The sequence below is a fragment of the Leptolyngbya sp. UWPOB_LEPTO1 genome, assembly GCF_017302695.1.
GTDB classification, from domain to species: Bacteria; Cyanobacteriota; Cyanobacteriia; order Leptolyngbyales; family Leptolyngbyaceae; genus Leptolyngbya; species Leptolyngbya boryana.
The window spans coordinates 121457-138356 of record NZ_JAFLCJ010000004.1 but is presented as its reverse complement, the minus strand read 5'-3'; the positions used below and the strand labels follow the sequence as shown (position 1 = coordinate 138356).

19 protein-coding genes are annotated in these 16900 nt (G+C 46.6%); 7 read left to right on the top strand and 12 right to left on the bottom strand.

What is annotated here, in order from left to right; genetic code table 11:
• Positions 1-47 precede the first annotated feature (47 nt).
• A complete protein-coding gene (locus J0L70_RS08160) occupies positions 48-596 on the bottom strand; it encodes a pentapeptide repeat-containing protein (protein WP_225885682.1) in 549 nt (182 codons plus the stop codon).
• A 108-nt stretch (positions 597-704) separates the two neighbouring features.
• Here J0L70_RS08160 and J0L70_RS08155 point away from each other — a divergent pair, with 108 nt between their 5' ends.
• Positions 705-974 (top strand): GlsB/YeaQ/YmgE family stress response membrane protein, encoded by a 270-nt coding sequence (locus J0L70_RS08155; RefSeq protein ID WP_017289890.1) that lies wholly within the window; start codon positions 705-707, stop codon positions 972-974.
• A gap of 98 nt (positions 975-1072) precedes the next feature.
• On the opposite strand, the gene rbp is transcribed toward J0L70_RS08155, so the two are convergent.
• The 4 genes from rbp to J0L70_RS08135 form a co-directional block, all read right to left on the bottom strand.
• Positions 1073-1321, bottom strand: a complete 249-nt coding sequence (rbp, locus tag J0L70_RS08150; protein ID WP_017289889.1) for an RNA-binding regulator — start codon at positions 1319-1321, stop codon at positions 1073-1075.
• A 284-nt stretch (positions 1322-1605) separates the two neighbouring features.
• Complete coding sequence (gene kaiC / locus J0L70_RS08145) at positions 1606-3159, bottom strand: circadian clock protein KaiC (RefSeq protein ID WP_287453992.1); 1554 nt, start codon at positions 3157-3159, stop codon at positions 1606-1608.
• A 122-nt stretch (positions 3160-3281) separates the two neighbouring features.
• Positions 3282-3596 (bottom strand): circadian clock protein KaiB, encoded by a 315-nt coding sequence (gene kaiB, locus J0L70_RS08140; protein ID WP_287453991.1) that lies wholly within the window; start codon positions 3594-3596, stop codon positions 3282-3284.
• Between the two features lie 65 nt (positions 3597-3661).
• Positions 3662-4549, bottom strand: a complete 888-nt coding sequence (locus J0L70_RS08135) for a circadian clock protein KaiA (RefSeq protein ID WP_353736623.1) — start codon at positions 4547-4549, stop codon at positions 3662-3664.
• A 383-nt stretch (positions 4550-4932) separates the two neighbouring features.
• Here J0L70_RS08135 and J0L70_RS08130 point away from each other — a divergent pair, with 383 nt between their 5' ends.
• Positions 4933-7935 (top strand): ATP-binding protein, encoded by a 3003-nt coding sequence (locus J0L70_RS08130; protein ID WP_287453990.1) that lies wholly within the window; start codon positions 4933-4935, stop codon positions 7933-7935.
• A gap of 24 nt (positions 7936-7959) precedes the next feature.
• On the opposite strand, the gene J0L70_RS08125 is transcribed toward J0L70_RS08130, so the two are convergent.
• The gene (locus tag J0L70_RS08125) at positions 7960-8694 is read right to left on the bottom strand and encodes a creatininase family protein (RefSeq protein WP_287453989.1); all 735 of its coding nucleotides are present in this window, start codon (positions 8692-8694) and stop codon (positions 7960-7962) included.
• A 104-nt stretch (positions 8695-8798) separates the two neighbouring features.
• On the opposite strand from J0L70_RS08125, the gene btpA reads away from it, so the two are divergent.
• Positions 8799-9647: a photosystem I biogenesis protein BtpA gene (gene btpA, locus J0L70_RS08120; protein ID WP_026148847.1), complete on the top strand. Its 849-nt coding sequence runs from the start codon at positions 8799-8801 to the stop codon at positions 9645-9647.
• Positions 9648-9738: 91 nt separating this feature from the next.
• On the opposite strand, the gene J0L70_RS08115 is transcribed toward btpA, so the two are convergent.
• A complete protein-coding gene (locus tag J0L70_RS08115) occupies positions 9739-10578 on the bottom strand; it encodes a CPBP family intramembrane glutamic endopeptidase (protein ID WP_268181297.1) in 840 nt (279 codons plus the stop codon).
• A 35-nt stretch (positions 10579-10613) separates the two neighbouring features.
• Positions 10614-11027 (bottom strand): AbrB family transcriptional regulator, encoded by a 414-nt coding sequence (locus tag J0L70_RS08110; protein ID WP_017289880.1) that lies wholly within the window; start codon positions 11025-11027, stop codon positions 10614-10616.
• A gap of 401 nt (positions 11028-11428) precedes the next feature.
• Here J0L70_RS08110 and J0L70_RS08105 point away from each other — a divergent pair, with 401 nt between their 5' ends.
• Positions 11429-12418, top strand: a complete 990-nt coding sequence (locus J0L70_RS08105; protein ID WP_287453987.1) for a succinate dehydrogenase/fumarate reductase iron-sulfur subunit — start codon at positions 11429-11431, stop codon at positions 12416-12418.
• Between the two features lie 17 nt (positions 12419-12435).
• Positions 12436-12618, top strand: coding sequence for a CAB/ELIP/HLIP family chlorophyll-binding protein (locus J0L70_RS08100; RefSeq protein WP_017289877.1), 183 nt, complete (start codon positions 12436-12438; stop codon positions 12616-12618).
• A 76-nt stretch (positions 12619-12694) separates the two neighbouring features.
• Here the strand turns inward: J0L70_RS08100 and J0L70_RS08095 are convergent, their stop codons facing one another.
• Together J0L70_RS08095 and psbX are read right to left on the bottom strand one after the other, a co-directional pair.
• The gene (locus J0L70_RS08095) at positions 12695-13372 is read right to left on the bottom strand and encodes a Ycf66 family protein (RefSeq protein ID WP_287453985.1); all 678 of its coding nucleotides are present in this window, start codon (positions 13370-13372) and stop codon (positions 12695-12697) included.
• 162 nt (positions 13373-13534) lie between these two features.
• Positions 13535-13654 carry a photosystem II reaction center X protein gene (gene psbX / locus J0L70_RS08090; protein ID WP_017289875.1) on the bottom strand — a complete coding sequence of 40 codons (120 nt, stop codon included), beginning with the start codon at positions 13652-13654 and terminating at the stop codon, positions 13535-13537.
• Between the two features lie 199 nt (positions 13655-13853).
• On the opposite strand from psbX, the gene J0L70_RS08085 reads away from it, so the two are divergent.
• Positions 13854-14138, top strand: coding sequence for a YggT family protein (locus tag J0L70_RS08085; protein WP_017289874.1), 285 nt, complete (start codon positions 13854-13856; stop codon positions 14136-14138).
• Between the two features lie 27 nt (positions 14139-14165).
• Complete coding sequence (locus J0L70_RS08080; protein WP_287453984.1) at positions 14166-14753, top strand: Uma2 family endonuclease; 588 nt, start codon at positions 14166-14168, stop codon at positions 14751-14753.
• A gap of 88 nt (positions 14754-14841) precedes the next feature.
• Here J0L70_RS08080 and J0L70_RS08075 read toward each other — a convergent pair whose 3' ends face one another.
• The gene (locus J0L70_RS08075) at positions 14842-15441 is read right to left on the bottom strand and encodes a transglutaminase-like domain-containing protein (protein WP_287453983.1); all 600 of its coding nucleotides are present in this window, start codon (positions 15439-15441) and stop codon (positions 14842-14844) included.
• Between the two features lie 46 nt (positions 15442-15487).
• The gene (gene accC / locus J0L70_RS08070) at positions 15488-16840 is read right to left on the bottom strand and encodes an acetyl-CoA carboxylase biotin carboxylase subunit (protein ID WP_017289871.1); all 1353 of its coding nucleotides are present in this window, start codon (positions 16838-16840) and stop codon (positions 15488-15490) included.
• Positions 16841-16900: the final 60 nt, after the last annotated feature.

Here is a 16900-nt window from a genome sequence, read left to right as displayed (position 1 = left end):
AGCGTTGCGATCGTCACCCGTATCTTAGAACGATTTAATCAGGAAAATTAAGGACACTCTAGCGATTCGCGAGTACTGATTCCCGTTTTTGAATTCACACCACTGGCAGTCTTACAAAGTTCGACCACTTGCGGACGATCGAGCACTGCAAAGCTAAAATCTGCGCCCGTGATCTTCGCACCCTTCAATACCGAACCAATCATCATGGCAGAAGTCAGAACGGTATCTGTGAGATCTACACCAGACAGGTCTGTAATGTAAGCAATGCCATCGCTAAAATCTGCTCCACTCCAGTTTGAATTTCTTAAATCTGAACCGCTAAATACCGCACCCCTGAGATCAGCGTTGCTAAAATTACTATTCGGCAATCGCACCGCAGCAAACTCAGCCCGAATTAAATTTTGTCCCGAATAGTCCTTTGTTGTTGCTGCAACATCATCGATCGCGCGAGTTGCATTAGAACTCGCAGCATGAGCCATTCCAGGCATTCCAATCATCACGAGGACGGCAAGACACAGTCCAAAAAACACGCGCAGAGTTTGCATACGATCGCTCAATATCCCAACAGCTTTACATTTCGTAATTCTATCAGGCATTCTCCTCCTTAAGGTTTTCTCTGATTAACTCTGATGGCAGATGGGTAAATCCGAGGCAAATTGATACCTTCTACTCATGGGCTAAAAACTTTTAAGAGGCACTGAATTATGAATCTGATTGCGTGGATTATTTTAGGCTTGATTGCAGGGGCGATCGCGAAAGCAATTTATCCGGGTAGTCAAGGCGGCGGCATTCTCGGAACAATTATCCTAGGCATCATTGGTGCCTTTGTTGGAGGAAGTCTCTATACTTTCCTAACCACGGGCGCGCTGAATCTGACCGCAGCATCCCTCAGTATTGGTGGAATTTTGATTGCAGTCTTAGGCGCAATTGTAGCAATTTTCCTGTGGGGACTCTTAACCCGTCGCGCAGCATAACTGCATGGCTTCAAAAGCAATAAAAGCGCTTTCCAACTGAATTGCCGGAAAGCGCTTTTACTCAACGATGCAAAGGTGCGATGTATTCGGTTTTAGATTTACTCTCCCTTCGGTTTCGCTTTATTGACTCGAAGCTGCCGACCCATCCACTCTGCCCCGTCTAAGTCAGTAATTGCGGCATCTTCTTGCGCGTCTTGTTCCATTTCCACAAATGCGAAGCCTCGCATCCGTCCAGTTTCGCGATCGGTAGGCAGGACGACCCGCTTTACCGTGCCATATTCGGCAAAGACCGATTTCAGGTCGTCTACGGTCGCTTGGTATGAAAGATTTCCAACGTAAATGGTCATGAGAATGTCCGAAACGAAGAGCAAAACTGGATTCTATGAACTGTTGAGCCGGAAGCACTGCGTCCTAGGGCAATTTGCACACGAGCTGATAAATTCTCCAGCTCATTCAGGTCATTGCAGTGTTCATTTTCAAATTCGTCAAGAACCCACTCTGATCATCCCTCTTTTTGAACCATTATTTTTGTTCTTCACACTACATCTTGATAGAAAATTACAACTTAAATCGATTAATTTTTTTGGAATTCAACTTAATCAAGTCTGATGATCGCGTTAAGAGCCTTGGATTATTTGTCTTCTGAGCGTAATCCTTTCGTAATTCGTGACAGATCAACTTTCTCATCGACTGCAATCCGAGTCGGTGAACCGCTAATAATTCGCTCGAAATTTCGGAACGAGTCCCTAATTTCTGGACCTTGAGCACTAATAGTGTATTCGCGAATTCCCTTGTCATGCCAAGATCCCCGCATCTTAAACACGTTCAAGGCACGCGACATTTCGCCCCGGATCTCGACGTATTGCAGCATGATAATCGTGTCGGTGATCGTAGAAATATGCGAATCGGTAATCGAATGCGATCCCATAAACTGATCGGTCGTATTCGTGAAGAATCCAGTAATCTCTTCTTGTTTCGCAAATCCGGTCACGCCAATCACAAACTGTCGGAACGCATTGTTACTGACGCCTCGCGCCAAGGCAGAAAGCGAGTCGATCGCAATCCTGGACGGCTTAAATTCCGAAATTTCCGATTTAATAATCTGCAAGTGATCTTCTAAGCCTGCTGACTCAGGATACGCACAAATAATTTTTAACAATCCTTGTTGTTCGAGTTCTTCAAAGTCGATGCCCCACGAGTAGGCGTTTCGTGACAATTGCGCCCGCGATTCTTCGTAGGCAAACAAGATTGCGCGATCGCCTCTTTGACACGCTTCCTGCAAAAATTTGCTAACCAGCAGTGTTTTTCCGGTTCCGGTTGCGCCCGTTGCCAGAATGATCGAATCTTTGAAGAATCCACCGCCGCACATTTCGTCTAGGGTGTTGACCCCCGACGAGACGCGCACATTCGACGATCGCTGAGTCAGGCGCATCGCACCTAGCGGGAAGATATTGACCCCTTGATTCGTGATCGTGAAAGGGTATTCCCCTTTCATGTGAGTTGTCCCGCGAAGTTTGAGAATCTCGATCGTTCTTCTGCGCCGCTCTCCTTCGAGGACGTTGCGCACAATTACGACATTATCTGAGACAAATTCTTCCACGCCAAAGCGTGCGACCGGACCATATTCCTCAACGCGCTCGGTGGTCATAATCGTGGTTGCCCCGACCTGCTTTAACCGGGCCACGAGGCGAAAAATTTCTCGCCGCACTACCGAAGCGGCATCGTACTGCTGAAATACCGCCGTCACAGAGTCGATCGACACCCGCCGCGCTTTGTATTTCCGAATCGCATATTGAATTCGTTCAATTAAAGCTGAAAGATCAAAATTTCCGACGACATCTTGACCTTCAGGATCAGGAGACGCATCGAGAATAAACAGTTTTCCTTCATCTACAAATCGTTGTAGATCCCATCCGAAGCTATAGGCGTTTTTGATAATGTCAGCAGGGGATTCTTCAAAGGTGACAAACACACCTGCTTCGTCAAATTGAGTGATTCCGTTATAGAGAAACTGTACTGCGAGTAACGTTTTGCCTGTTCCAGAAGTGCCACTGACGAGGGTTGTGCGACCAACGGGCAGTCCTCCGTGACTAATATCGTCGAAGCCTTCGATCAGCGTACGAATTTTTCGCACGCTAGAAAGATCAGCGGGATTACGCGGTTCGGTTTGATTAATCGAAGTCATAGGATTAGGGTCAGACAAAATGGAGCAAGCTCCTAAGTATCAGAGGATCTCAAAGGGTTAGATTATGCTGTTTCACTTATTTACCACAAAACTTGTAAATAAGCCGTTCAATTCCAGAGCGATTACGAGTCAAGCTCTTCTTCTCGCAGTTCTTCATAGAGCAAGTCCAAACCGATCAAGACTCTTTCTCGATCAGACAAATCGCCAATAATTTTGCGCACAGGCGGTGGCAGAATTTTTGCCAAGGTTGGAGTCGCGAGGATTTTGTCTTCTTCTGCAAGTTGCGGGTTTTTTAAAACATCAATGACTTTCAGCGCATAGACTCCTTGAAACTCCTTTTCGAGAATGTTATTTAACGTCTTTAGTGCCCGAACTGAATTTGGTGTATTCCCAGCGACGTATAGTTTTAAGACGTAGGTCTTCTTTAAAGGACTCATAGTTTGATCGATCTCGATTCACTCTAGATTACGACTAGCATTACAGTCAAAATCCGCATTCTAAGTTAAGATTCACGCGGAATAGAACGCCGATACATCTCACATAAATGTGCGATCGTATCAATCAGCGTCAGTCGATAATCCAGCAAAACTTCTTCATTTCTTCCTTCCAATTTTAGCTGTTTGGCAAATTCGTCCATCAGATCCATGTGGATTTCTACAATTTTGGCGACCGAGATGTCTGCGAAAAAGGCGGCATTCACAAAGTTGTCAATGCGCTGATTGAGGTCGTTCTCGTCCGTGAAATAGCTCAAAATAATCGCGCGGTATTCGAGCCGCAGCGCCTCGATCAGTTCATGTTGCTCTTGAGGCGGAAGATTTCTCAGATAAGACTGAGGATTGCGTTTGTAATAGACCCCTAAATATCCAAGCCGCTCATGCAGTTTTTCGGTCAGCCGCCGCTGTTGCAGCATGAGAAAATTCTGGGTCGTCAGATCCCGCGTCAGATCCGGCGGAGCCGTTTCACAGGGGATCTGACAAGACGGTGAGAGATTGAGAAATCCTTCGATCGCGTTTGCGATCAGATTGTCAACCTGTTCGAGGTCAGCTAGAGTCGCCCAAACTTCGCCCGTGTGATACAAAAATGTGAAATCCGGTGCACGAGTGGTGTGGGGTTCAGATTCGACTAAAATCGCAGGTAACAATGTGGCTTGGCTGTGAAGCCATTCAATAATCGCAGGCAGTTCAGAACTGTCTTGCAAAATTAGACAATCGAGCTGCTGTTTGTGCTGCTGAATGAGTTGAAAAAAGTCCTGGGTCGATTCGACCACAGTCATGGCATAGCACTCGTGGCTAGTGAGAATTTGCTCCAGTGATTGCGGCAACGCTGGAGAGTTGAGATATACGCCAATCGAAAGTTGAGGACGCACGATCGAGGAAACTAGGGCTATCAAGGGAGAATTGTAGAAGGAACCGTTAGCGCTTGTTATCTGATCGTTCTATTTTGACACTCCGAGCCAGGACTTGCCTGGGATAAGAGGAAAGTGCCATTAAACTCTCGAATTTGTATTGATATAGATTTACAGACTTGGCGAACTGTTAACTATCATTACATAAACGCTTTCCATTCGAGCGTCAATTACGCTGAATGAGATAGATTTGAATTTCTTTTTGAATTTTCGCTTCGTTTGAAGCATTTACATTTGCACTTAATTAATCTCCATTTCAGGCAGTGCGTTTGTCGGCTAAATTACCGTCTACAGCGGTTGAGAAGCGATTAAGATCAGAAGCAGCACTGGTTTGCGATGCGTTGTGCCGCTCGGCAGGATAGAAGAGAGTGATATATCCACCCTCGATTCGTGAATTTATCGAGCCTGCTCCGGTTTGTTTTCAGTCAGCGACTCTGGCGGAAGCGATCGAGGTCATGGGGCAGTATCGATCCGACCGCTTGGTGTTAATCAATGAGCGGCAATTTCCGATTGGCGTGATTCATGCTCATCGCTTACTGTCTCATGCGCGCCAAAATGACCCCCACTTAGCTCAATGTGTGGAAGAGTTGCCCACGATCGCAGACACTCTCTCTTTCCATCAGCTCGAATTTGTCAGTCCGATGCGATATTGGGCTGTTCTTGATGCAGAACAGCGATTTTTAGGATTAGTCGATAGTGTTTATTTGCGCTTGTGGGTCGAAGTCATTTCGACTCGATCGCCGAATAAGCCTTCATCTGAATCGCTCTGGCGACAAGCAAAAACCGAGGCTTCTGTTGAACCTGAGTCTTCTTCGACTCGCCTGAAGCAAAAAATTCAAGTCCAAATTGCCGAGATGGGTTATTCCAAATCGCTAGAGTTAGGCTTGTCGCCTGCTCAATTGGCCTTAACTGAACTCGAAACGAAGACCACACTGATGCAGTTTTTGGAGCATTTGCCCCTGCCGCTGATGTTGCAGACAAGCACCGGACGGGTGATTGCACGCAATCAACATTGGAGCGAGCAACTGACAGATTTTGTAGATACAGGTTGGGTACAGCGTGATGTTGCATCGGTGCTAGAAGATAGCGCCGCCGATCATCCGTTGCTTGCAAAATTATGTCAGCTTGGATCTGACCCCAATACTTGCGTATGTGTCTGTCCTTTAAAGAATGGGCAGGAACGAATTTTACAGTTTGCAAAAATTCCACTCGGAGCGCTGCTATCGGGTCGAGAGGCGTTGAGTGAAACGGTTCATCAGCCTTTTCATTTAGCCACATTTGAGGGGGGAGAACGGGCAACTGAGCGATCGACGGCAGAAGAGTTGTGGCTCGTTTTAGTGCAAGATGTGACTGAGCAACAGCAACTTTCTCGCGAACTCGCCGCGAAAAATGCGGATTTAGTACAATTGAATCGTCTCAAAGATGAGTTTCTCAATTGCATCAGCCATGAATTAAGAACGCCGTTGACTGCGGTATTAGGCTTATCAAGTCTGCTCAAAGATCAACTGTCGGGCACCTTGAACGATCGCCAAATTCGCTATGCGCAATTGATTCACCGCAGCGGTCGGCATTTAATGGCGATCGTCAATGACATTCTCGACCTGACTCGAATTGAGACGGGTCAGATTGAATTGACGTTGTATTCGGTGAATGTCAAAAACTTGTGTGAGCGCGCCGTTGAGCAAGCCCAGCAGCTTTGTCTTGAAGAAGAAAAGCCAGAGACGCGCACCAAGTTGAACGCGACGGCTGATCTAGCTCAATTCAGCTTAGAAATTGAACCCGGATTAGAAACATTAGTCGCTGATGAATTGCGTCTGCGTCAAATGCTGGTGCATCTTCTGTCCAATGCACTGAAATTCACAGAGCCATCGGGACGGATTGGTTTACAGGTCAGTCGATGGGAAGGCTGGATTGCATTTACAGTTTGGGATACCGGAATCGGCATTCCGGCTGAGAAGCAGCATCTAATTTTCCAAAAGTTTCAGCAGCTTGAGAATCCCCTGACTCGTCGATTTGAAGGTGCAGGATTGGGACTGGTGCTGACCCAGCGTTTGGCGCGATTACACGGAGGAGATGTCTCCTTTGTGTCGCGCGAGCATCAAGGCAGTCAATTTACACTGTTACTGCCGCCAACGCATCCCCAACCGACGACCAGTATTGTGGTGCAGCGCGGTCAGATTCTCAGAACCCCGACTGCGATCGAGAATCGTTTAGTCCTCGTTGTCGAAGCGGTTGTGAAGTCGATCGAGGTGCTGTCTGAGCAATTAGCGGCCCTGGGATATCGAGTGGTGATTGCACGATCGGGAACGGAGGCAGTTGAAAAAGCTCGTCGTCTCCAACCTTGTGCGGTTTTTCTCAATCCCTTGTTGCCGACTTTATCGGGTTGGGATGTCTTGACATTATTAAAAGCAGAACCGCAGACGCGAGAGATTCCGATAATTGTCACGGGAACTCGGGGCGATCGAGAACAAGCTTATCGCAATCATGCCGATGGATTTTTGGCATTGCCGATTCTTCAGAAATCGCTTCAGCAAGTTCTCAATCAACTGACTCCGGATGAAGTGCCGATCTCGATTGTGGAATCCTCTCCTCAAACATTGGTGATTCTCCGTCTTAGTCCGACTCGGTATGGCGAACTTCACCGATTAGGAACCGTTTCAGAAGTCGATCTGAATGCCTTGCTGCATAGCCACAATTATCGGGTGGTCGAAGCGGACGATTTAGAACAAGCTGAACTTTTAGCGCAAGTTTGGAAACCCAATCTTGTACTCCTCGATGCTGCTATCCCTGATCCAATCGGCTATCTCAAACTCTTAGGAGACTGTAGTTTCCTCGCGTCGTTGCCTTTGGTCACACTTGATCCGGCTACAACTCAAGCGGCAAATCAGATCCAAAACTTATCCGTTTTTCCCTGCTTAGCTCCGATTTCAGATGCGTCTGAGCCTTCTGCACTGTTACAAGTGATTCAAGTGGCAGCAGGATTTGCGTGGCGACCGTTGGTATTAGCGATCGAGTCTTCTAAGCTGCGCTCGACCGAAACGACCGATAAGCGCTCAGACTGGCTACAAGCGGTGATGCAATATCTCCAAACGGCTGGATTCCGAGGAATGATTGCGCGATCGTGGCAAGATGTGCTGCAAAAGCTCGACACTCAGAGTATTGATCTCTTGCTGATTCACGCTGAGGATTTAGATGAATCGGCGATCGCGCAACTGTCAAGCTTGAAGAAATTTAAGGAGAAAGTCTCGATTGTTGTGATCGATCAGCAAGCTCAACCCGATCCCGTGTTAGAAGAAATTGCAACGATCGTCTTACCTCCCCTGACAATGGAAGAGTTATTAGATCATCTCAATCAGCTTCTATCGGCATAAGTGGAGATCAATGCGATCAGACGACTACCCCAAAAAAGTTAAATACTCTCGGCTAATTTCTTTCACTGCTAATTGATACAACTGCTCTCCATGTTCTGGAGTAGCCAAAGCCGGATTTGATCCCATACGTCCATCTGGGTAGTTGCGTCGAAAGTCGATCGCGCCATAGATCCGATGTCCTTTCGCGACTGGTTCACTCAACGGTGCAGACTTAATGAAATCGGGATAGACATATTGAGTCACAGCAACTTCGCTCGGTGTCGCATGAGAACCTTCTTGATTGCCATATAATTCTTTTGCCAACTGATAGACAGAGCTACACACATACCAGTTACTCACCACACACTGCACTTCATTGGAAATGCCCAAATTCGACAGATGATCATAAGTCTCTGAAAACGCGGCTTTTAAGGTCGCAACATTTCCACCATGTCCATTGATAAAGAAAAATTTCCGAAATCCAGCTTTCGCCAAACTGGTGAGATAGTCTCGAATCACGAGAATCATCGTGCTTGGTCGTAAGCTCATACTGCCCGGAAAAGCCGTGTGATGCAGTGCCATTCCGACCTGGATCGTCGGCGCAACCAAAGCCTCGATCTCGGCTCCCACTCCTTGCGAGATCGCTTCTGCACAAATCGCATCTGTGCCAATCAGCCCCGTCGGTCCATGTTGTTCGGTTGAGCCGATCGGTAAAATAATTCCCGTCGATCGTTCTAAATATGCTTCAACCTCTAACCAGGTCGATAAGTGCAATAACATAAGAGTCCGCTCAGAGTTGAAAATCCTATTTTAAATTTCGCATTCCGAATCGCGTTATCATTTTCAATATTGATGTTGCTTAGAAAGTCGGTTTTGTGGGCGCTGTGGACTTAAAACAAATATTCAAAACTCCAAATCCTATTATTGGTGTCGTTCATCTTCTGCCCCTGCCGACTTCTCCGCGCTGGGGCGGTAGTTTGAAGACCGTGATCGATCGCGCTGAACAAGAGGCAACCGCCTTAGCCGCAGGCGGCGTAGACGGCATTATTGTTGAAAATTTCTTTGACGCACCGTTCCCGAAAGATCACGTTGATCCGGCTGTTGTCAGCGCAATGACGGTGATTATTCAGCGGTTGATGCAGATGGTGGCGTTACCGATCGGCATTAATGTTTTGAGAAATGATGCTCAAAGTGCGTTAGCGATCGCGTCTTGTACACAGGCTCAGTTCATTCGCGTGAATGTCTGGACGGGCATCATGGCGACCGATCAAGGTTTGATTGAAGGTCGCGCCCATGAGTTGATGCGCTATCGGCGCGAATTGGGCAGTGATGTGAAAATTTTTGCCGATGTGTTGGTGAAACATGCGCGCCCCTTGAGTTCGACGAATCTCACGGTTGCAGTGCAAGATACGATCGAGCGTGGTTTGGCAGATGCCGTGATTCTTTCCGGTTGGGCAACAGGTGATCCGCCTAACTTAGAAGATCTAGAGTTAGCGCGAGATGCGGCTCAGGGCACGCCTGTCTTTGTCGGCAGTGGAGCAGATTGGGAAAATGTGCCTCAGATGATGCAGGTTGCCGATGGGGTGATTGTCTCGAGTTCACTGAAACGGCAAGGGAAACGCGAAAATTCAATTGATCCGATTCGGGTAAGTCGATTTGTAGAAGCAGCAAGACGAGGGGTTCCAATGCCAAAAAATGACAAGGTTCCGCCTTCTGTCAAACTGCATACTTAAGAAATTTTTGAGAAATTTCACAGAAAGCAAGAAATCGGAGCTTGTAAAAACTCCGATTTTTTTGCAGCTTGAGATGTTCTGCGGTTTGAGATTACGTGAACGATCTCGTTACCAAAATTCCCATTGCCAACAAAAATACTAACCCTAATAATCCTGCTAAGGGTTTGCGATCGATGCCCGTTCCCCATTCTGGAGCAGTGGCTTCGTACCTCAACATCTTTGCAGTATCCAGACTCGCAATCATCCAAACCCAGCCCGCATGCAGTCCCCAAGGGAGTCCAATACTATTTTGATCTTGCACAAACGCCAAACATAAAACCACACCCATTAATGCCAACCCTGGCAATTGTGGAATCTGGGCGCGACCCTCCCAAATCAAATGCAGTGCTGAAAAAATGACGCTAGAAACGATCGCCGCACTCCAAAAATCAGACGCAAATTCTCCAAAACAGAACCCGCGAAACACCCATTCTTCCGTAAATCCAATCCAAATCCCTAATACTAACGTCGGCAAACATGCCGCGAGCCATTGCTTCCAATTCTCTAGGTTCCAATGCAACCAACCGATCGCAGTTTGCACGCCAAACAGAATTAAAATTCCGATCGCACCAATCCCCAACCCGATCGCACTGGAACTGAAAAGATGCAAATCCCAACTCACTCCAAATGTCGGGAAATCCCGCTCTTTTACCCGTGAAACTCCCCATAAAACGAGTGGAGCAATTCCGTAAAGTGAGGCGACAAGCGGTAATTTCTGTGACGATTGTAGCGGTTCAAATGGTCTCCACTTCATGGCAATTGCGATCGGAATCGCGAGCGGTAGCCATAACAGGAACCATGCCAAAAAAAAGAATCCTATCTGAATCAGAGGAGGCGCTTGTGAGAGACTCTTAACAAACGAATCCAACGCGATCGAGATAGGAAAATTCATTATCAAACTCAACTGATATTTATTTAGAAAGCGAACTAATCTTCTTCAGCGGTGTCCACTGCGCCATTTTTACTCGCTTTGTCGCTATCGAGTTGAATCAGATGGATATGCTTGTAACCCAGCTTAATTTCAAACTCGTCTCCCGGCTTTAAACCCATTGCTTTTGTATAAGCTGCGCCGATCACAATTTGCCCATTTTGATGCACACTGACGCGATAAGTCGGTTCACGTCCCCGTCCATCTTTTGTGCCTTCTGGGTCGAGAGGTAGCCCTTTCGCAACCAATAAAGCATCATAAAAATCAGTCAAATTGACACGAGTTTGGTTGTTCTTCGTGACAGTGTAATAGCCACATCGCTTAGCCGTTTCTCGACGGGGCAGATGGGACAGTTCTTTTACTTTTTGAAGTAATGCCTTCCCTGTTAATGGGGTGGTTGCAGGTTCACTCATCTGCTACAGGATTTCCCTAACGAATTCTGAAATGGTTATTGAGCGTCAATGTTTGAATGTTTGACTTAATAAAATATATCTCTAAACGCCTATTTTTGAACAGTCACTTTGAATAATTTGCCACACTATCAATATTTTTGATTAAATCTTGCAATTCCATCCGGATATATTTCTAAGAATGCCTTTTTACATTGCTTGATGAAGTAGAATCTATGACTCTGAATGTCAGAAAAAATTCGCGCTCGAATCAAGAATTGTGATCACAATTATGAATTTGAATCGAAAGTTTAAGATCGATTTAATGAAGGCGATCGCTTTTATTTCAGGAGTTTACATCGATCGCCTAGCTTGAAACAACAGTGTTAAACTATGCTTCTGGATCAGCCGTACTCTGAGAGTGTATGCAAGTTGTTTTTAAGATTGTCCGACAGGATCAAAATGCTGCCTCGCGTGTGGAATCGTATTCATTAGAGGTAGAACCCGGAACTACGATTCTCGACTGCCTGAATCGAATTAAGTGGGAGCAAGATGGCACACTTGCCTATCGTAAAAATTGCCGCAATACAATTTGTGGCAGTTGTTCGATGCGAATTAATGGACGCTCGGCATTAGCTTGTAAGGAAAATGTGAGCAGTGAGGTGGCAAGATTTGCCCCCGATGCTGAGATTCCAGAAATTACGATCGCGCCGATGGGAAATATGCCCGTGATCAAAGATTTGGTTGTGGATATGTCCAGCTTCTGGGCAAATTTGAAGGCGGTTGATCCTTATGTCAGTACTGCATCTCGCCAAATTCCAGAACGCGAATTTTTGCAATCTCCAGAGGAGCGTGACAAGCTCAATCAGACGGGCAATTGCATTATGTGCGGAGCCTGTTATTCCGAATGTAATGCCCGCGAGGTGAATCCGAATTTTGTCGGACCTCACGCGCTCGCGAAAGCTTATCGGATGGTAGAAGATTCGCGTGACGATCGCAGCGACGATCGCTTGGATAAGTACAACCAATCGACCGACGGAGTCTGGGGCTGTACTCGCTGTTATTACTGCAATGCAGTTTGTCCAATGGAGGTTGCTCCGATGGATCAAATTGGCAAGATTAAGCAGGAAATTCTCGCGCGTAAAACGACTGAAGTGACTCGTTCGATTCGCCACCGCAGAACTTTAATCGATCTGGTGAAAAAGGGCGGTTGGATTGATGAGCGTCAATTTGGGTTACAGGTGGTTGCCAATAATTTTCGCGATTTAGGTGGGTTGATCAGTCTGGCTCCATTGGGCGTGAGAATGTTGACGAAGCGCAAGCTGCCGATGGGATTTGAGCCGTCTGAAGGCGTGAAGACTGTACGATCGCTGATTGAATCTGTGCAGGCATTTGAGGCACAATCAAAACGTTGAGTTTTCGGAACGATGTAATGACTGAAAGTGCCCCCGAATCCCAGGAAACTGTGGAACAAGAAACCGAGAATCAACCTGCATTGGGTTGGACACCTTATGCCGAGTTAATGAATGGACGTTTTGCCATGATTGGATTTGTGGCATTGTTGATTCTACAGTTTGTCACGCGCCAAGACTTTTTTACCTGGTTAGGCTTTTAATCTCTAGATACAGAATCTAGATACAAAAAAGGAGCGCTAGACTAGCGCTCCTTTTTCAATTCGTTCAATTTAATCGTTACCAGGTGTCTTGCCGATTTCCATCGATCGGGCGGTAGTCTACATAACCGCCGTCTTCGGGTTGGTTGATATCTTCGATCGAGGAAGAATTCCGACGCGGACGAGCGGACTTAGGGGAATTGCGACGCGGCGGACGGGTCGTTACATCTTCTTGAGGTTCATCAAACGATGCATCTCGACGAGGGCGACGACCTGACGGACCTAAACGAGGTTCACCTGCACGCTCCGAACGCACTGGACGCTCGTACTCTTCTTCACGCTCAGGTCTTCTACGCCGAGCTTCGCGAAGCTGCTCACGACGCTCGCGTTCTGCAAAGCTTACGGTATAGTCGTCTTCAAACTCAGCCTGATAATTCCGGCTGACTGGACGACTATCATCGACGATCGGGGTTTCCCGTTTTGCTTGCTCGGTCGAAATTTGACGTAATCTCAAATTCTCAAACACAAAGTAGATAGCAGCTCCCGTCAGCAGGACTTGACCGAACTGCATGATCGGGTCAAACCGCCAGCCGTAAAAAATCAGAATCAACCCGCACAGTAGCCCAACTGCCGAAAAGAAAATATCGGTATCACGAGCAATTTGCGGTCGAAACGATCGAACTGCATACAGGGAAGTCCCGCCGACCGCCAGGACGATCCCAGAGATACTTGCCAAATTGAACTGAAAATTAACCATGTCCGGTCTCCAAGGATAGTCCTATGTTAGCGGCTTCTCCCGCAATTCTCCACGAAAATCTACGTTTAGAATAGGCAAAAACCTCAGTCTGTTCGCAAGCGTCCAGGTTCTGAGGTTCGACTCTAATATAACTGGTTCGGTTCAAATCACCAGTGTTTCTAATTAATTGCGTTGAATTTTGTCTTTTTGGCTAACGAAAATCAAAAATGCAGTTGCGGGAACCACGACGATTACGAGTCCTGCAACTAAGCTCAACAGAAAGTTCATTAAAGAAGGGGTCATAGGTCTTTCAAGTCCTTATCGACAACACGCAAGTCATCATAATTTTAATAGTTTGTCATGTATTTGTATAGCAAACCGTCGCAAAGTCCTGGATTTCTCGATTCAAGAATGAGGAACTGCTTGACTGCTACAATGCTTGCGTCGATTCTCGATAGAATGAGATCAAGTTACAAAGCTTAAAGATTTGGCACGAAAACTTATGGATGCTACAACGATCGCTCTTACTTCTCTCAGCATTGCGTTGGGTGCGATGACGTTTCTGTTTATTGTTCGAATTGTTTTGACTTGGTATCCGCAGGTGGAATTGCAGAAGTTCCCGTTCAATCTAGCCGCGATTCCAACTGAACCTTTTTTAGCGCTGACTCGCAAAGTGATTCAACCGTTGGGCGGAGTAGATATCACGCCAATTATTTGGGTCGGAATTTTCAGCCTGTTGCGTGAAATGCTGTTGGGTCAGCAAGGCATTTTGACGATGATGTTTTAAGCTGAAAGAACTTCAGCACTACCTGAAATGACACAAGCGAAACTTCGATTTAGCACGATCGAGGAATATTTGGCGTATGACGATGGAACTGACACCCGTTACGAGTTGGTGGATGGGGTGTTGGTAAACATGGGATCGGAAAAGAGACTGAATGAGAAAATTGCACTATGGCTGTTGAGCCAATTTCTACAAGTTGTCTCGATCGATTTAATTGCCAGAGGAACGCAAATCGCGGTTAAGAGTTCATCTGTAACGGCTCGGAACCCTGATTTGATGATTCTGACAGAAGACTTAGATCAGATGCTGAGCCAGCAGAATCAATCTCTAATCACGGCAAATATGCCTGCCCCAGTGCTTGTCGTTGAAGTCGTCTCGCCCGGTGAACCTGGAAGCGAAAATTATGACAGAGACTACATCGATAAGCGAAGAGAATACGCAGAACGTGGTATCCCTGAATATTGGATCATTGATCCGGCTCGAAGTGTAGTGACTGTATTGCGCTTAGATGGAAAGCAATATCAAGAAGTCGGGCAATTTCAAGACTCTGATATTGTCCTTTCTCCAAGCTTTCCGCAACTGAATTTAACTGCGATGCAGATTCTAAAAGCAGGCTGAAAGTTTGTCGATCGCTCGAGTTGAGCCGCTCCTAGTCTCTTCTCGAATTCACCAACTTACTCGATACACTTGGCATGGAATGCCGTCTTTATACTAGTCCGTAACTCTTCGCAGACTCCAATGAAATATCTGGCAGATTGCAAAGCATATCGTCCCACGTTTTCTGTGAGTGCAACGAATCTACAATCAGTGGAAGAGGATCTGAAAGAATTGCTGGAAAATCAGCCTCTTCAGGAAATTGAATTGTGAACGCTAACTGCTCTTGAGGAGGAGTAAATTGAGCGTTAACTCCTGCCTTGTTCCCTCTTGCGTCAATCCGATACCAACCAATTTCAGGCAAATAGATTGCATTGAATCCGTGTAAGCTGTACGGCGCACCCTGATCATCAATACTCAAGCGCTGATAACAGAAACCTGTTGGAATCTGGTTTGCCCGTAATAGTGCTGCAAGCAAATTGCTTTTCGCAAAGCAATACCCTGTTTTATGTTGAAGCACATCTGATGCCCGACAAGTCACAGGATTCAGTTGGTAATCATAACTGTGACGAATTTCATCTCGTACCCACTCAAAACACGCTTTTGCAATTGCGATCGGAGTCTCACATTTTAATGCGATCTGATTGGCACATTCCAAGACGTCGGGATGCTGCCAATCGATAATTTCACTAACTTTCAAAAACTCTTCCATCTCAAGCAAAGTAATTTGTCTAGGAGATGATGTCGCCAAAGTTTGTCTATTTTCCCGACATCATCACCTTATCGACGAAATTTGTGTAAATATCGCCTTTCTGAAACTCAGGGGTTTCCAGAATTCGTTGATGGAAGTTGATCGTCGTTGGTAGACCTGTGACTGCACATTCTCGCAGCGCCCGCTTCATCCGCAGAATGGCAGACGGACGATCGTGTCCCCAAACAATCAATTTGCCAATCAAAGAATCGTAATACGGCGGAATCTCATAGTCGGTATAAACATGAGAATCCATGCGTACACCTGGCCCACTCGGCGGAAGATACCCGCTGATGCGTCCAGGGCTAGGTCGGAAATTGTGATCGGGATCTTCTGCATTAATTCGACACTCGATCGCATGTCCACGCAGTTCAATATCGTCTTGAGTAAAGCGAAGTTCTTCCCCTTGGGCGATCCGAATTTGCTCTGCAATTAAGTCGGTTCCTGTAATCATCTCAGTCACAGGATGCTCAACCTGAATGCGAGTATTCATCTCCATGAAATAGAACTCACCCGAACGATCGAGCAAAAACTCAACGGTTCCTGCACCGACGTAATTAATCGACTTGGCGGCTGCAACCGCTGCTATTCCCATTTTTTGACGCAACTCAGGCGTAATTGCAGAACTGGGAGCTTCTTCTAATAGCTTTTGGTGGCGACGCTGGATCGAGCATTCACGCTCACCCAAATGCACTACATTTCCATAACTATCTGCCAAAATCTGAAACTCAATATGTCGCGGATTTTGAACAAATTTTTCAACATATACCCCTGGATTGCCAAAAGCTGCTTCTGCTTCTCCTTGGGCTGCATGAAAGAGCTTTTCAAGTTGATCATCATCGGGAACGAGCCGCATACCACGCCCGCCGCCTCCGGCTGTCGCTTTGATGATGACGGGATATCCGATCGATCTTGCAATCTCTCTCGCTTCTTCTTCGCTATGCACTAGGCCCTTACTGCCGGGAACCGTTGGCACTCCGACTTGCTGCATCGTTTTTTTCGCAGTCGATTTGTCCCCCATCGCTCGAATCGAATCGGGAGAAGGCCCAATAAAGGCGATTTGGTGATCCGCACAAATTTCTGCGAAGCGAGCATTCTCGGCTAAGAATCCATAGCCAGGATGAATCGCTGTGGCGTTGCGAGTCAGAGCCGCAGCAATAATATTGGGAATGTTGAGATAGCTCTTGCTACTGGCAGGTTCGCCAATACAGACCGCTTCATCGGCTAACTGAACGTGAAGAGAATTACGATCGATGGTCGAGTGCACCGCCACCGTCGAGATTCCCATCTCTTCACAGGTGCGAATGATTCGTAGGGCAATTTCTCCCCGGTTTGCAATTAAAATTTTTGAGAAACGCATTTCAGTAGCCTAGATCCGTAAACAGTAGGATAAAGCGAATAGGGGTGCATTGCGTAGATT

Bases quoted from the DNA above. Each gene is read 5' to 3' on its own strand.
- J0L70_RS08155 (WP_017289890.1), top strand. From the start codon at position 705: ATGAATCTGATTGCGTGGATTATTTTAGGCTTGATTGCAGGGGCGATC.
- J0L70_RS08075 (WP_287453983.1), bottom strand. From the start codon at position 15,441: ATGGAAGAGTTTTTGAAAGTTAGTGAAATTATCGATTGGCAGCATCCC.
- kaiC (WP_287453992.1), bottom strand. From the start codon at position 3,159: ATGACTTCGATTAATCAAACCGAACCGCGTAATCCCGCTGATCTTTCT.
- psbX (WP_017289875.1), bottom strand. From the start codon at position 13,654: ATGACCCCTTCTTTAATGAACTTTCTGTTGAGCTTAGTTGCAGGACTC.
- J0L70_RS08160 (WP_225885682.1), bottom strand. From the start codon at position 596: ATGCCTGATAGAATTACGAAATGTAAAGCTGTTGGGATATTGAGCGAT.
- J0L70_RS08125 (WP_287453989.1), bottom strand. From the start codon at position 8,694: ATGTTATTGCACTTATCGACCTGGTTAGAGGTTGAAGCATATTTAGAA.
- J0L70_RS08095 (WP_287453985.1), bottom strand. From the start codon at position 13,372: ATGGTTAATTTTCAGTTCAATTTGGCAAGTATCTCTGGGATCGTCCTG.
- J0L70_RS08080 (WP_287453984.1), top strand. From the start codon at position 14,166: ATGACACAAGCGAAACTTCGATTTAGCACGATCGAGGAATATTTGGCG.
- accC (WP_017289871.1), bottom strand. From the start codon at position 16,840: ATGCGTTTCTCAAAAATTTTAATTGCAAACCGGGGAGAAATTGCCCTA.
- kaiB (WP_287453991.1), bottom strand. From the start codon at position 3,596: ATGAGTCCTTTAAAGAAGACCTACGTCTTAAAACTATACGTCGCTGGG.
- J0L70_RS08110 (WP_017289880.1), bottom strand. From the start codon at position 11,027: ATGAGTGAACCTGCAACCACCCCATTAACAGGGAAGGCATTACTTCAA.
- J0L70_RS08100 (WP_017289877.1), top strand. From the start codon at position 12,436: ATGACTGAAAGTGCCCCCGAATCCCAGGAAACTGTGGAACAAGAAACC.
- rbp (WP_017289889.1), bottom strand. From the start codon at position 1,321: ATGACCATTTACGTTGGAAATCTTTCATACCAAGCGACCGTAGACGAC.
- J0L70_RS08115 (WP_268181297.1), bottom strand. From the start codon at position 10,578: ATGAATTTTCCTATCTCGATCGCGTTGGATTCGTTTGTTAAGAGTCTC.
- J0L70_RS08085 (WP_017289874.1), top strand. From the start codon at position 13,854: ATGGATGCTACAACGATCGCTCTTACTTCTCTCAGCATTGCGTTGGGT.
- J0L70_RS08105 (WP_287453987.1), top strand. From the start codon at position 11,429: ATGCAAGTTGTTTTTAAGATTGTCCGACAGGATCAAAATGCTGCCTCG.